This is a genomic window from Acidovorax sp. BL-A-41-H1, from assembly GCF_051942715.1.
This window is the reverse complement of record NZ_JBPVJQ010000003.1, coordinates 947,945-961,453: the sequence shown is the minus strand read 5'-3', so window position 1 is coordinate 961,453 and position 13,509 is coordinate 947,945. Positions and strand designations below refer to the sequence as shown.

Genomic DNA, 13,509 nt, shown 5'->3' with positions numbered 1-13,509 from the left:
CACACAGGGCTTGACGGGGATTATTGCGCCGGCCCGCGATGCGCCCGGGCCCACCCACCGGTGCCGTGCATCATCTGCCGACGCCAGCCCGTGGCACCGGTGGCGGGCGAAACACCTGCGCATCGTCATAGAAGTTGGCTTCCGCGTTCGCAGGCCACCAGCCGGGCACGCCCAGCACCGGTAGCGGCGCAAACGGCTTGGCCACCCAGGTGTCCGCCTGCATCGCCGTGGCGAGCCAGCGGTCGATGCATGCTACTGAATCCATAGCATCAGGGGCAGCAAAGACATGCGCCACCATGGGTTTTCGGGGCAAAACCAGCTTTTCCATCAGCGCATGGCCAAAGAGCACAAGGCGGGCCTCGCCCCACAGCGGCCGCAGCTCGACAAAAAGCCGGTGCCAGTCCCGCGCACGCAGCGCGTCCCACAAGGGCGACGGCGCGCACAGTACGGCACCGTTTTCATCGAACACCGTCAGTGCATCGCGCAGCGGGCCGCGCACCGGCTGCACGCCATCGGCGGCAATGGCCTGCGCCTGCAGCTGGTTCAGCCGCCGCTTGGCCTGCGGGAACTGCAGCCACACCAGGCCGTTGAAAAAATCGTGCAGGTTGTCGCGCGTGGGAACGCGGCGCTGGTCAAAGATGAACTGTTCGTAGGCGGTGCCTGCGGGCAGGTCGGACTGGGGACCGAAGCACACTGGCCGCTCTGCTGCCGCGTTCGATGCCGCTGCAGACTGCAGCACCGCATGCACCGCCGCATCGTGCGCCACCGCCCGTTGTGCCAGCGGCTCCCCCAGCTGGCGCCAGGGTTGCAGCCAGGGCGCGCCCCAGTCAACGGCGCTCAGCGGATTTACGCCACCAGCCGCCACGGCAGCGCTTCGCCCGAGCGCAGGGGCTTGAGGTTGGCTTCGCCAAAGGCAAAGCTCTCGGGTGGTGTCCACGATTCGCGGCGCAGGGTGACGGTGCCGGTGTTGCGCGGCAGGCTGTAGAAGTCCGGGCCGTGGAAGCTGGCAAAGCCTTCGAGCTTGTCGAGCGCGCCCACGCTGTCAAACGCCTCGGCATACATCTCGATGGCAGCGTGCGCCGTGTAGCAACCTGCGCAGCCGGTGGCGTGCTCCTTGAGGTGCGCGGGGTGCGGCGCGCTGTCGGTACCCAGGAAGAACTTGGCCGATCCGCCCGTGGCGGCCTGCACCAGCGCCACGCGGTGCGTTTCGCGCTTGAGTACCGGCAGGCAGTAGTAGTGGGGGCGGATGCCGCCGGTGAAGATGGCGTTGCGGTTGTACAGCAGGTGGTGCGCGGTGATGGTGGCGGCCGTGAAGCGGTCGGCGCTGGCCACGTAGTCGGCCGCATCCTTGGTGGTGATGTGCTCGAACACGATCTTGAGCTCGGGGAAGTCGCGGCGCAGCGGGATGAGCTGTTGGTCGATGAACGCGGCCTCGCGGTCAAACAGGTCGATGTCGCTGCTGGTCACCTCGCCGTGTACCAGCAGCAGGATGCCGGCCTTTTGCATGGCTTCCAGCGTCTTGTACGTCTTGCGGATGTCGGTCACGCCCGCGTCGCTGTTGGTGGTGGCACCAGCCGGGTAGAGCTTGCAGGCCACCACGCCCGCATCCTTGGCGCGCGCGATCTCGTCGGCGGGCAGGTTGTCGGTGAGGTACAGCGTCATCAGCGGCTCGAACTGCATGCCCGCAGGCACGGCGGCCAGGATGCGCTGCTTGTACGCCAGCGCCTGCTCGGCCGTGGTGACCGGGGGGCGCAGGTTGGGCATGATGATCGCCCGGCCAAACTGGGCGGCCGTATGCGGCACCACGGTGTGCAGCGCTTCCCCGTCGCGCACATGCAGGTGCCAGTCGTCAGGGCGGGTGATGGTGAGGGTGTCGGTGGGGGTGGAGGTTGCGGCGGTCATGGGCAGCATTGTCCCATCGCGGCAATTACTATTAATTTCATAGCAATCCAGGCATATGAAACGTGCGCCAGAGGCCGTTATGAGTCGAAAATGCCGAAAAAGCGCTCCTGGGAGCGTCGGGACGGACGGCCGATGACTGATACCGGTGTGTCCGCCACCCGCAAAAGAAAAAGCGCCGCAGAGGGCGCTTTCATCGGACCTTAACCTGGGCCCGGGTCAGCCTGGCTCGCGGCGGTTGCAACCGGCGCGGCCCATGCCAGCGGCCGCCGCGCAAGGGCCGCCCCGCCGCGCTGGCGGCGTCCCCCGTGGGGGAAGGCGCCGCAGGCGACTCAGGGGGCAACGTCAGTGCTGCAGGATCTTGTTCAGGAAATCCTTGGTGCGCGGCTGGCGTGCATCCGGATTGTTGAAGAAGTCTTCCTTGGAGCAGTCTTCCAGGATCTTGCCGCCCACGTCCATGAAGATCACGCGGTTGCTCACCTTGCGGGCAAAGCCCATTTCGTGGGTCACGCACATCATGGTCATACCTTCGTTGGCCAGGCCCACCATCACGTCCAGCACCTCGCCCACCATTTCGGGGTCGAGGGCCGACGTGGGTTCGTCGAACAGCATCACGATGGGGTCCATGCTCAGCGCACGGGCAATCGCCACGCGCTGCTGCTGGCCGCCCGAGAGCTGCCCGGGGAACTTGTCCTTGTGCGCCATCAGGCCAACGCGTTCCAGCATCTTCAGGCCGCGCTTCTTGGCGTCGTCCGCGCTGCGGCCTAGCACCTTGATCTGCGCGATGGTCAGGTTGTCCGTGACCGACAGGTGCGGGAACAGCTCGAAGTGCTGGAACACCATGCCCACGCGGCTGCGCAGCTTGGGCAGGTCGGTCTTGGGGTCGTGCAGCGCAATCCCATCGACCGTGATCTCGCCCTTCTGGAAGGGCTCCAGCGCGTTGATGGTCTTGATCAGGGTGGACTTGCCCGAGCCCGAGGGCCCGCACACCACCACGACTTCGCCCTTCTGGATGCTGGCCGTGCACTCGTTGAGCACCTGCACCGGGCCATACCACTTGGATACGTTCTTGAGTTCGATCATTTGTTATTCCTCAATCCAATCTCTTTAGCCTGTACTACCAGTCGCATCAGCGAATGATCGCGATCTTCTGGTGCAGTCGCTTGACCATCCAGGACAGCGCGAAGCACATCGCGAAGTACAGCACCGCCGCAGCCAGGTAGGCCTCAATCGGGCGGCCGAAGTTCTTGCCCGCCACTTCAAAGCCCTTGAGCATGTCGTAGGCCCCGATGGCGTAGACCAGCGACGTGTCCTGGAACAGGATGATGGTCTGCGTGAGCAGCACCGGCAGCATGTTGCGGAACGCCTGGGGCAGCACCACCAGCTTCATGTTCTGGCCATACGTCATGCCCAGCGCCTGGCCGGCATGGACCTGCCCCTTGGGGATGGACTGGATGCCGGCGCGCATGATTTCGCTGAAGTAAGCGGCCTCGAACGCAATGAAGGTGATGACCGCCGACATCTCAGCACCAATGGGTTTGCCAATGATGGCGGGCACCAGCAGGAAGAACCACAGGATCACCATGACCAGCGGAATGCTGCGCATGCCGTTGACGTAGATGGTGGCGGGCACCACCAGCCACTGCTTGCCCGACAGGCGCATGAGCGCCAGCACGGTGCCAAACAGCACGCCGCCAATCGTGGCAACCACCGTGAGCACAAGGCTGAAGTACAGCCCCTTGAGCACGAAGTTGCTGATCAGGTCCCAGTTGTAGAACGAAAAATCGATACTCATCTCAGTGACCTCCCCCGCCTGCGCTGGCCAGGGCCATGCCCGGGATGCGGGCGCGCTTTTCAATGAAGGCCATGATGCGGTTGATGGCAAATGCCGACGCAATGTAGAGCGCCGTCACGGCAAGGTACACCTCGATGCCGCGTGAGGTTTCTTCCTGGGCCTGCATGGCGAACATGGTGAGCTCTGCCACCGACACGGCGAACGCCACGGACGAGTTCTTGAAGATGTTCATCGTCTCGCTGGTCAGCGGCGGAATGATGATGCGAAACGCCATGGGCAGCAGCACATAGCGGTAGGTCTGGAAGGTGGTGAACCCCATGGCCATGCCGGCATAGCGCTGGCCGCGCGGCAGCGCCTGGATGCCGGAACGAACCTGTTCGGCAATACGTGCCGACGTGAAAAACCCGAGGGCAAACACCACCAGAGCGAAGCCTGGCACGCCCTGCAGCACCGGGAAAAAGCTGGGCAGCACGTGGTACCAGAGAAAGATCTGTACCAGCAGCGGAATGTTGCGGAACAGTTCGACCCAGGCGTTGCCCAGCCGAACGATCATCGGGCGGTCCTGCAAGGTGCGCAGCGTGCCGATGACTGAACCAATTACAAGCGCCAGCACCAGGGCCAGCAACGATACGGAAACCGTCCAGCCCCAGGCCGACAGCATCCAGTCCAGGTACGTGATGTCGCCGCCCTTGCCGAAGCAGCTCTGCACGACTTCCCGGTCCATGGTGTCCTGGCAGAACACCTGCCAATCCCAACTCATAGGAGCACCCCTTCACTTCTAGATATACCGGTGGGCGCAACCCTTTGCGAACCCAACAAAAAAGCCCCCTCGAACCGTTTGGCCGAAGGGGCGCAAGCGTCTACAGGATTACTTCTTTGCGTAGTCTTCCATGGGCTTGTCGTTGGGCGCAGCCCATGCAGCCTTGGTAGCGTCAGACAGTGGCAGGCCGATCTTGGTGTTGGTCGGGGGTACAGGCTGCATGAACCACTTGTCGTACAGCTTGGCCAGCGAACCATCCGCGATCTGGCGCTTGATGGAATCGTCCACAGCCTTCTTGAAAGCCGGGTCGTCCTTGCGCATCATGCAGGCAATCGGTTCCACGTTCAGGACTTCGCCCACGATCTTGTAGTCGGCGGGGCTCTTGGACTTGGAAATGTTGGCAGCCAGGATGGAGCCGTCCATCACGAATGCATCGGCACGGCCGGTTTCAAGCATCAGGAAACTGTCAGCATGGTCCTTGCCGAAGACTTCCTTGAAGTCGATGCCGCCAGCGCGCTCATGCTTGCGCAGCGTCTGCACCGAGGTCGTGCCCGTGGTGGTGGCCACGGTCTTGTTGGCCAGGTCCTTCACCGAGGCAATGCCCGATGCGGCCTTGGTGGCAATGCGCACTTCTTCCACGTAGGTGGTGATAGCAAACGCCACGTCCTTCTGGCGGGCGGCGTTGTTGGTGGTGGAGCCGCACTCCAGGTCCACCGTGCCGTTGGTCACCAGCGGAATACGGTTTTGCGACGTGACGGGCTGGTACTTCACTTCCAGCTTGGGCAGGCCCAGCTGCTTCTGGATGTCAGCCAGAACGATTTCGCCCATTTCGGTGTGAAAACCGACGAACTTGCCGTTGCCCAGCGTGTAAGACAGGCCAGAGGATTCACGCACGCCCAGCGTCACGCTACCCGAGGCCTTGATCTTGGCCAGCGTGTCGGTGGCTTGAGCGAAGGCGCTGCCTGCGGCCAGGGCGGTCACAGCAATCGCCAGCAAATGCTTCTTCATCGGTATCTCCTTGAGTATTGAAACGGATAGGGAACAGGGGGATTCTAGGTATTGGCAGGCCGCGCGGTGCCAGCCTGCCAACGCCAAAGAAAGGGGACGCGACCAGGCATTGTTAGTCAGAACGGAACCTGGTCTGTAGGGTATTTCCAGAAGTCGCGCAGCAGATAGCTGACGGGAAGGTTCAGCACGGTGTTATTCGGCGGAATCGGCTTCTGGAACCACTTCTCGTAGATGGGATAGATCTCGCGGCTGGTGATCAGGCGGCGCATTTCCTCGTCGATCAGCTTCTTGAACTCGGGGTCGTTCTTGGGAAGCATGATCGCCAGGGGCTCGGTGGTAATGAAGCGACCCACCACCTTCAGCGCCTTGGGATCGGGGCGGCCAGCGGCCAGGCCGTACAGCAGCACGTCGTCCATCACAAAGGCATCGGCCTCGCCTTTTTCGACCATGTCCACGCCGCGTGCATGGTCCGGCGCTTCGACGATGGTGATGCCCATCAGCCGCTCGCGATTCGCCTGGTCTGCAGCCTTCAGCGGTGTGGTGCCCTTGGTAGATACCAGCTTCTTGCCGTTGAGGTCTTCCACGCGGTCGATGGGGCTCGAAGCCTTCACCAGCAGGCGTGCGCCGGTAATGAAATGCGGGATGGTGAAGGCCACCTTCTGGCGGCGCTCGGCATTGTTGGTGGTCGAGCCACACTCCAGGTCAGCCTTGCCCTGCTCGATCATGGTGATGCGGTTGGCCGGGGTCACGGCCATGAACTCGACTTCCATGTCCTTCTTGCCGGTCTTCTTGCGCACCACGTCGGCCAGGCGCAGGCACAGGTCCAAGGCATAGCCAACTGGCTTGCCAGACTTTGAATCGATGTACGAGAACGGCACCGATGACTCGCGATGCGCGATCACGAGTTTGCCCCCGGCATTGATGCGCTCCAGGACCGATGCCTGGACGGGTAGCGCGATCGCGCAGCACAGGGCAAAAATGCCTTGGCCAAATCGGGTGGAAAAATCGTTCATGCGAACTTTCGGTGGGGTGGGGCGTAAACGGGTTTGCAAGCTTCATGCCATCTCAGCTCGGACCAAGGCGACGCAGCACTGACTCAACCTGTTGACGCCGCGACTGTACGTGTCGTTACGGTGAAACTCCAATGCCGTTTGGGCGCACAACTATGCAAATCGTTTATATCCGTAGTTACCCTTAGCATGGGTTTGCCTGTGCATGGAGGTAGGTCCACAGTGCCTGCGCTGTGCCCTTGGGGGCCTCCTTGCCCGATGGCTTTTCGCGGTACGCGCGCACGTCCATGGTCATTTGCAACGACTCGGCCCCGGGCGGTGCGGCGCTGACCAGCCTGCGCGCACGCAGCTCCTTCTTGACCGCACTGTGCGGCAGGAATGCCACTCCGTGGCCCTCCAGGGCCATGGCCTTGAGGCCCTCGGCCATGTCTGTCTCGTACACGCGCTCCAGGTGAATAGGCGTGCCCGATTCCTTGAGGATGAGTTCCGTCACCCGCCCCAGGTAGGCGCCCGGCGCGTAGCCCAGGTAGGGCAGCGGCTGCCCGGCGCGCCCGGGCAGGCGGTGCACAGGCTGGCCGTCGGCGTCGGCCTTGCTGTAGGGCGAGAGAACCTCCTGCCCCAGGCTCACCATTTCGTAGCGGTCCGCATCGAGCTGAAACGGCTGGGACGGGTGGTGGTAGGCAATGAGCAGATCACACCCGCCTTCCACCAGCCGCATGACGGCGTCATGCACATTGAGCGCAATGAGCCGGCTTTTGAAGGGGCCGAACTTGTCGTGCAGGCTGGAAACCCACGCGGGAAAGAACGTGAACGCCAGCGTGTGCGGTACGGCGAACTCGATCATGTCCTTGCCGGCGCTGGTGTGCGCGCGCAGCATGGCCCGGGTGTTCTGCAGTGCCTGCAGCATTTCAAGGGCCTGGTCGTACAGCGTCTTGCCGGCAGGGGTGAGGCGCGTGGGGTACGAGCTGCGGTCCACCAGATCGGTGCCGGCCCATGCCTCCAGTGCCTGGATGCGCCGCGAGAACGCGGGCTGTGTCACGTGCCGCAGCTGCGCGGAGCGGCTGAAACTGCGCGTTTCCGCAAGACTGACGAAATCTTCAAGCCACTTGGTTTCCATCCCGGGCATTATCCGCGGGGGCCTTTTTTTGTGCTCGCGGCGGCCTCAGGGTTTACACAGGCAGGTAACGACCTCGGCGCGGGTGTTCAGGAAGCCGTCAGCTCCGTAACGCGACGCGCCAGCGCACGGCGCAGATACTGTGCGTGCTTACCATCCAGACGCATAATGCAGGCCGCTGCCCACCACCGCGCGGCACTGTCGCAGCCAACGGTCCACAACGCCGCACGGCCCGCGACACACCCCCTGGCTGCCCACCCGGACACCCTTCGCCGGACAGCCCCGTGACCGACACGTCCGGCGTGTGGTTGCGTGCCTGCCCCCCGCTCTCCTGATTGACCACCCGATGTCCTCACCCCCCCTTCCCGGGCCTGACGAAGGCTCCGCGACGCCGACCGCCAACGGCGGCGCGCCCCGCTCCCTGTGCATTGAAGACTGGCTGACGGTGCTCATCATGGCGGCGCTGGCGCTGATCACCTTTGCCAATGTGCTGGTGCGCTACTTCACCAGTTCATCGTTTGCCTGGACGGAAGAAATCTCGATCTTCCTGATGATCGTGCTGGCCCTGGTGGCCGGCTCGGGCGCCGTGGCGCGTGACCAGCACATCCGCATCGAATACTTTGCCGAAGGCGGCTCTGCGCTGCGCCGCCGGCGCCTGGCGCAACTGGGCGCAGTGGCCGTGGCCGTGCTCTTCGGCCTGATCGCCGTACTGAGCGTGCGCGTGGTGTGGGACGACTATCGCTTTGGCGAAACCTCACCCGGCATCGGCGTGCCGCAGTGGTGGTATTCCATGTGGATGCCGGTGATCTCCGCCCTGATCTGCGCGCGCGCAGTCGGTCTGCTGGTGCGCCGCACCCGCGAGCCGCTGGGGAATGACGATGCCGGGGCCGCCACCGCAGCCGCCGTCAAGGAGCCCCAGCCATGATCGCCACGCTGCTTTTCGTGGCCTTTCTGGGTCTGATGTTCGTGGGTGTGCCCATCGGCGCCGCACTGGGCCTGGCGGGCGCAGCGGCCATTGCCATGGCCAATGCCGACAGCCAGTGGTTCGGGCTGCTGGCCGTGCCGCAGAACTTCTATGCCGGGCTGGGCAAATACCCGCTGCTGGCCATTCCCATGTTCGTGCTGGTCGGGTCGATTTTTGACCGCTCGGGCGTGGCGCTGCGGCTGGTGAACTTTGCAGTGGCCATCGTGGGCCGCGGCCCGGGCATGCTGCCGCTGGTGGCGATTGCAGTGGCCATGTTCCTGGGCGGCATCTCGGGCTCGGGCCCGGCCAACGCGGCTGCCGTGGGTGGCGTGATGATCGCGGCCATGTCGCGTGCGGGCTATCCGCCGTCGTTTTCGGCCAGCGTGGTGGGCGCTGCTGCTGCCACTGACATCCTGATCCCGCCCTCTGTGGCGTTCATCATCTATTCGGTGCTGGTGCCCGGCGCGTCGGTGCCCGCCTTGTTTGCCGCGGGCATGATCCCCGGCATCTTGGCCGGCATCGCGCTGATCGTCCCGGCCGTATGGTTGGCCCGCTCGCACAAAATGGGGGCTCTGGAGGCAGAAATGCCCCGCCCTCCGTTCTGGAAAAGCCTGCGCGAAGCGACCTGGGGCCTGGCCGCGCCAGTGCTGATCCTGGGCGGCATGCGGGCGGGCTGGTTCACCCCCACCGAGGCTGCCGTGGTGGCCGTGTTCTATGGCCTGTTCGTGGGCATGGTGATCCATCGCACGATCTCTGTGCGCGACCTGTTCCCCATCCTGCGCGAGTCCGGCGAGCTGTCGGCAGTGATCCTCATCGTGGTATCGCTCGCGGGCATCTTTGCGTACTCGCTGTCCACACTGGGTGTCATCGACCCGGTGGCCAAGGCCATCGTGAACTCGGGCCTGGGCGAGTACGGCGTGCTGGCCCTGCTCATCGTGCTGCTGATCACCGTGGGCATGTTCCTCGACGGGATCTCGATCTTCCTCATCTTCGTGCCACTGCTGCTGCCCATCATGCAGCACTACAACTGGGACCCGGTGTGGTTCGGCGTCATCCTCACGCTCAAGGTGGCGCTGGGCCAGTTCACCCCGCCGCTGGCGGTGAACCTGATGGTCTCGTGCCGCATTGCCGGCGTGCGCATGGAGTCCACCGTGCGCTGGGTGGGCTGGATGCTGTTTGCCATGTTCCTGGTGATGCTGCTGGTGATTGCCTTCCCGCAGCTGGCGCTGTGGCTGCCGGCGCAGCTGGGTTACTAGGGCCCCATCGATGACTGACTGACCAACCGTTTTCAACAAGGAGACTGAAAAAATGAAACTGCGTACGTTCCTGACCTCTACCGTGGCCGCCGCTGCCGCGCTGGCCTTCTCGGTGCCCGCCGCCATGGCCCAGACCCTGCCTGCAGGCTACAAGGCCGAATACCGCATGTCGCTGGTGCTGGGCCCTGCGTTCCCGTGGGGCAAGGGCGGCGAGCTGTGGGCCAACAAGGTGCGCGAGCGCACCCAGGGCCGCATCAACATCAAGCTGTACCCCGGCGTCTCGCTGATCCAGGGCGACCAGACGCGCGAATTCAGCGCGCTGCGCCAGGGCGTGATCGACATGGCCGTAGGCTCCACCATCAACTGGTCGCCCCAGGTCAAGCAGCTCAACCTGTTCTCGCTGCCCTTCCTTTTCCCTGACTACAAAGCGGTGGACGCTGTCACGCAGGGTGACGTGGGCAAGCAGATCTTTGCCACGCTCGACAAGGCCGGCGTGATGCCGCTGGCCTGGGGCGAAAACGGCTACCGCGAGATCTCCAACTCCAAGAAGGCGATCAAGACCCCGGCAGACCTCAAGGGCCTGAAGATCCGCGTGGTGGGCTCGCCCCTGTTCCTGGACACCTTCACCGCGCTGGGCGCCAACCCCACGCAAATGAGCTGGGCCGACGCACAGCCCGCATTTGCCAGCGGCGCCGTGGACGGCCAGGAAAACCCGCTGGCCATCTTCACTGCTGCCAAGCTGCACACCGTGGCACAGAAGCACCTGACCCTGTGGGGCTACGTGAACGACCCGCTGATCTTCGTGGTCAACAAGGAAATCTGGAACAGCTGGACCCCCGCCGACCGCGAGATCGTCAAGCAGGCCGCCATCGACGCCGGCAAGGAAGAAATCGCCATCGCGCGCAAGGGCGTGATCGAAGCCGACCGGCCTCTGCTCAAGGACATCACAGCGTTGGGCGTGACGGTGACCGAACTGAATGCCGACGAGCGCGCCGCGTTCGTGAAGGCCACCCGCCCCGTCTACGAAAAGTGGAAGGGCCAGATCGGCGCTGACCTGGTGGTGGCGGCTGAAAAGGCGATTGCGGCACGTAAGTAAAAGGTCACTTCAAAAATGAGAGCTGTCAGCGCTTTACGCATAAGCGCTGACAGATCTTTCCACTTATAACTTTGGATATGTAACGCCTTTGCCATCAGGCGACAACACCACGTCCTTGCGCGCCTCCAGCAAGGCGCAAACCTGCTGCGCTATGGACCTCTGGTCGGCGGCCTTGATGGCATGCGTCTCAATGAACTTGAGCAAACCCGTTCGACGCGTGGGCTTGTTCTTGGGCATTTTTTTTAAGCTGGCCAGCACGGCAATGGCAATTTGCGCTGCCGTGGGCTTTGGGGCCACTTTGGCCGGATCCGCCTTTATCGGTGCAGCCACCTTCTTTGCTGCGCTCGCTGGCTTCTTTACGGCTGAGGTGGCGGGCGGGGTGACTGGTGTTGAGGGATTGGGCGGATAACTCGCGCCATTTCCCTTGCGAGTGGTTTTTGCTTTGGAACTGCCGGGTTGTGCGAGCGCCTTGGCGGGTACCTTGCTTTGTACCGGCGACCGTCGGACCGCTTGCCCAACAGGCACGGCGGAGGTGTATTTCTTGTTTGCGGCCGCAGTGTCGGGAGGCAATGCAGGCGGGGAGGTAACGGGTGCCACGACTTGATTGACCAGCAGGTCGCCGCGATCAAGCAGCAGCTTCCAAGCCAGCCGGGCAAGCCACTCTTTGTCCTTTGCATCCATCGGAATGAAAAGTCGCAAATAGGCGAATACTGCATTCTGTTCCCGAGGACGGTTGGCAATGGGCATGAGTCGCAGGTTCGAGAATGCGTTTTCAGCGACTTGTTTCGCCAAGGCTGTGTCCCGTGCGGTAGGTGCAATCGGGGCTTGCACAGAAGACGCCAGGTCTATCGGTAGGGGCGCGGGCGGCACCGCGGTGCGGGGTTTTGGCTTTGCCACAGTCTGCGACCTACGAAACTCGCATCGCTTTGCATCAAAGCCCAACTCGCGCGCATGCTCCAGCATCGGGTCGAAGCCCGTGTCATTCGACACCACAACGAACCGCCCCTGCGGCTGGCGGGCCGAGATGTAGCCGATGTAATAGCTCAGCTGAAAATCCAGTGCGTTCTTCTTGCCCGCGTCTGACCGGGAAATCAAAGTCACATTCTTCGCGCCATACGCCAGCCAATGGCCTGAAGCATCCACTTTCTGTTTCGGGCCGTGGAACAGCCAGACATCGGTTCCCTCGGGCACCAGCGTGCGCAGTTCTTCCCCGCGCGGCTGCACATTTTCCCAATCGATGAGCAGATGCCCCTTCGGTACGGGCACTGGTTTCTCGGGGAGCTTGGCAGGATACTTTTCTGCGTTCTTGCGCAGTTTCCGCTCCACAGCTTCTTCTACATCTACGCCCGTGCTATCCGCCAATTGCAACAGGTACAGCAGCACGTCAGCGATCTCATCGCCCACTCGCTCCTTGTCCGCGGCATCCCGCGTGAGCGTGTTGGACTGCTCTGTGGTTAGCCACTGGAAAAGCTCCAGCAATTCGGCCGATTCCACCATCAACGCCATCGCCAAGTTTTTGGGCGAGTGGAATGGTTGCCAATCACGCGCAGTAGCAAAGTCGCGCAGGCGCGCCTGGAGAGCTTTCAAATCCATAGCCGCCCCCGATTACTTCCGTTTTTATAGCTGCTAGCGCCTAGCGAATAAGCGCAAGAGGCACATTTCACTAATGTCTTTCAGATCAGCGACACCGGGGCCTCGCCCGCCAGGTGGCGCCGGGCGTTCTCCAGGAATCGGTCCACCGAGTTCTGCACCGCCTCGGGCGACCAGCCCGCCACATGGGGTGTGAGGACCACGTTGTCCAGGTCGAGCAGCGCGGCCGGGGGGGCAGGCTCGCTTTCGTACACGTCCAGCCCCGCAGCGGCGATGCGGCCTTCGCGCAGCGCTGCGGCCAGCGCAGCGGTGTCGATGACGCTGCCGCGCGCGATGTTGACCACCACACCGCGCGGGCCCAGCGCATCCAGCACGGCAGCATTGACCAGGTGTTTGGTGCCAGCACCACCGGGGGTGGCAACAACGAGGAAGTCTGCCCACCCGGCCAGCGCCGTCACATCGGCAAAGTAGCGGTACGGAACGTCGGTGCGCGCACTGCGGTTGTGGTAACCCACCTCGATCTCGAAACCCAGCGCGCGCTGCGCGATCTTCTTGCCGATGGTGCCCAGTCCGATGATGCCCAGCCGCTTGTGCGACACGTTGGGCGACAGGGGTAGCGCCGTGCGCCAGACGCCCGCGCGCGTGGCCTTGTCCAGCGGCAGGATGCGGCGTTGCGCCGCAATCAGCAGGCCCCAGGTGTGGTCGGCCACGCAGTCGTCGTTGGTGCCCGCGCCGGTAGCCACCACGATGCCGCGGGCCTTGGCGTGGTCAATGGCTACGTTTTCATACCCCGCACCAAGAACGCATATCAGCGTGAGGGCAGGCAGTGCATCGATCTGCGCTGGCGACAGGCCCGTGGCCCCGATGGTGAGCACCACCCGCGCGCGGTTGCCGTGCTGCGCAATGGCGGCGGCGGCCTGCGCGGCGTCGGGGGCGTAGAGGACTTCAAAGGTCTGCGCCATCTGGACGCGGTGTTCTTCAGACAGGAACGACAGGGCAAGCAGGACGGGTTTCATG

General features: G+C 63.5%; 12 protein-coding genes and 2 pseudogenes. 3 read left to right on the top strand and 11 right to left on the bottom strand.

Annotated features, from left to right (window positions below; genetic code table 11):
• Nucleotides 1-70: 70 nt before the first annotated feature.
• The 8 genes from ACTPOI_RS05350 to ACTPOI_RS05315 all read right to left on the bottom strand — a co-directional run bounded on the left by ACTPOI_RS05350 (nucleotide 71) and on the right by ACTPOI_RS05315 (nucleotide 7,589).
• Nucleotides 71-865 carry a DUF3025 domain-containing protein gene (locus tag ACTPOI_RS05350; RefSeq protein WP_440107131.1) on the bottom strand — a complete coding sequence of 265 codons (795 nt, stop codon included), beginning with the start codon at nucleotides 863-865 and terminating at the stop codon, nucleotides 71-73.
• Nucleotides 847-1,902: a dihydroorotase gene (gene pyrC / locus ACTPOI_RS05345; RefSeq protein ID WP_440107129.1), complete on the bottom strand. Its 1,056-nt coding sequence runs from the start codon at nucleotides 1,900-1,902 to the stop codon at nucleotides 847-849. Before pyrC ends, ACTPOI_RS05350 begins: the two co-directional genes overlap by 19 nt.
• 342 nt (nucleotides 1,903-2,244) lie before the next feature.
• On the bottom strand, nucleotides 2,245-2,982 hold the full coding sequence (locus ACTPOI_RS05340) for an amino acid ABC transporter ATP-binding protein (protein WP_069104762.1): 738 nt from the start codon (nucleotides 2,980-2,982) through the stop codon (nucleotides 2,245-2,247).
• 46 nt (nucleotides 2,983-3,028) lie between these two features.
• Entirely contained in the window at nucleotides 3,029-3,694 is a 666-nt protein-coding gene (locus ACTPOI_RS05335) for an amino acid ABC transporter permease (RefSeq protein WP_440107127.1), read from the bottom strand.
• A gap of 1 nt (nucleotide 3,695) precedes the next feature.
• On the bottom strand, nucleotides 3,696-4,454 hold the full coding sequence (locus ACTPOI_RS05330) for an amino acid ABC transporter permease (protein WP_291518157.1): 759 nt from the start codon (nucleotides 4,452-4,454) through the stop codon (nucleotides 3,696-3,698).
• A gap of 108 nt (nucleotides 4,455-4,562) precedes the next feature.
• A complete protein-coding gene (locus ACTPOI_RS05325) occupies nucleotides 4,563-5,462 on the bottom strand; it encodes a transporter substrate-binding domain-containing protein (RefSeq protein ID WP_440107125.1) in 900 nt (299 codons plus the stop codon).
• Nucleotides 5,463-5,578: 116 nt separating this feature from the next.
• Nucleotides 5,579-6,475 (bottom strand): amino acid ABC transporter substrate-binding protein, encoded by an 897-nt coding sequence (locus ACTPOI_RS05320; protein ID WP_440107122.1) that lies wholly within the window; start codon nucleotides 6,473-6,475, stop codon nucleotides 5,579-5,581.
• A 181-nt stretch (nucleotides 6,476-6,656) separates the two neighbouring features.
• Entirely contained in the window at nucleotides 6,657-7,589 is a 933-nt protein-coding gene (locus tag ACTPOI_RS05315; RefSeq protein ID WP_300460772.1) for a LysR family transcriptional regulator, read from the bottom strand.
• Nucleotides 7,590-7,932: 343 nt separating this feature from the next.
• Between ACTPOI_RS05315 and ACTPOI_RS05310 the strand changes: the two genes are divergently transcribed.
• The 3 genes from ACTPOI_RS05310 to ACTPOI_RS05300 are packed head-to-tail and all read left to right on the top strand — an operon-like array spanning nucleotide 7,933 to nucleotide 10,902.
• Nucleotides 7,933-8,511: a TRAP transporter small permease gene (locus ACTPOI_RS05310; protein WP_440107119.1), complete on the top strand. Its 579-nt coding sequence runs from the start codon at nucleotides 7,933-7,935 to the stop codon at nucleotides 8,509-8,511.
• Nucleotides 8,508-9,806, top strand: coding sequence for a TRAP transporter large permease (locus ACTPOI_RS05305; RefSeq protein WP_440107117.1), 1,299 nt, complete (start codon nucleotides 8,508-8,510; stop codon nucleotides 9,804-9,806). Before ACTPOI_RS05310 ends, ACTPOI_RS05305 begins: the two co-directional genes overlap by 4 nt.
• A gap of 52 nt (nucleotides 9,807-9,858) precedes the next feature.
• A complete protein-coding gene (locus ACTPOI_RS05300; protein WP_440107115.1) occupies nucleotides 9,859-10,902 on the top strand; it encodes a DctP family TRAP transporter solute-binding subunit in 1,044 nt (347 codons plus the stop codon).
• Between the two features lie 63 nt (nucleotides 10,903-10,965).
• Here the strand turns inward: ACTPOI_RS05300 and ACTPOI_RS05295 are convergent.
• The 3 genes and pseudogenes from ACTPOI_RS05295 to ACTPOI_RS05285 form a co-directional block, all read right to left on the bottom strand.
• A pseudogene (locus tag ACTPOI_RS05295) lies at nucleotides 10,966-12,132 on the bottom strand (PIN domain-containing protein); the annotation flags it as partial.
• A 57-nt stretch (nucleotides 12,133-12,189) separates the two neighbouring features.
• Nucleotides 12,190-12,495, bottom strand: a pseudogene (locus tag ACTPOI_RS05290) (nucleotide pyrophosphohydrolase); the annotation flags it as partial.
• An 80-nt stretch (nucleotides 12,496-12,575) separates the two neighbouring features.
• Nucleotides 12,576-13,508, bottom strand: coding sequence for a 2-hydroxyacid dehydrogenase (locus ACTPOI_RS05285; protein ID WP_440107113.1), 933 nt, complete (start codon nucleotides 13,506-13,508; stop codon nucleotides 12,576-12,578).
• Nucleotide 13,509 lies beyond the last annotated feature (1 nt).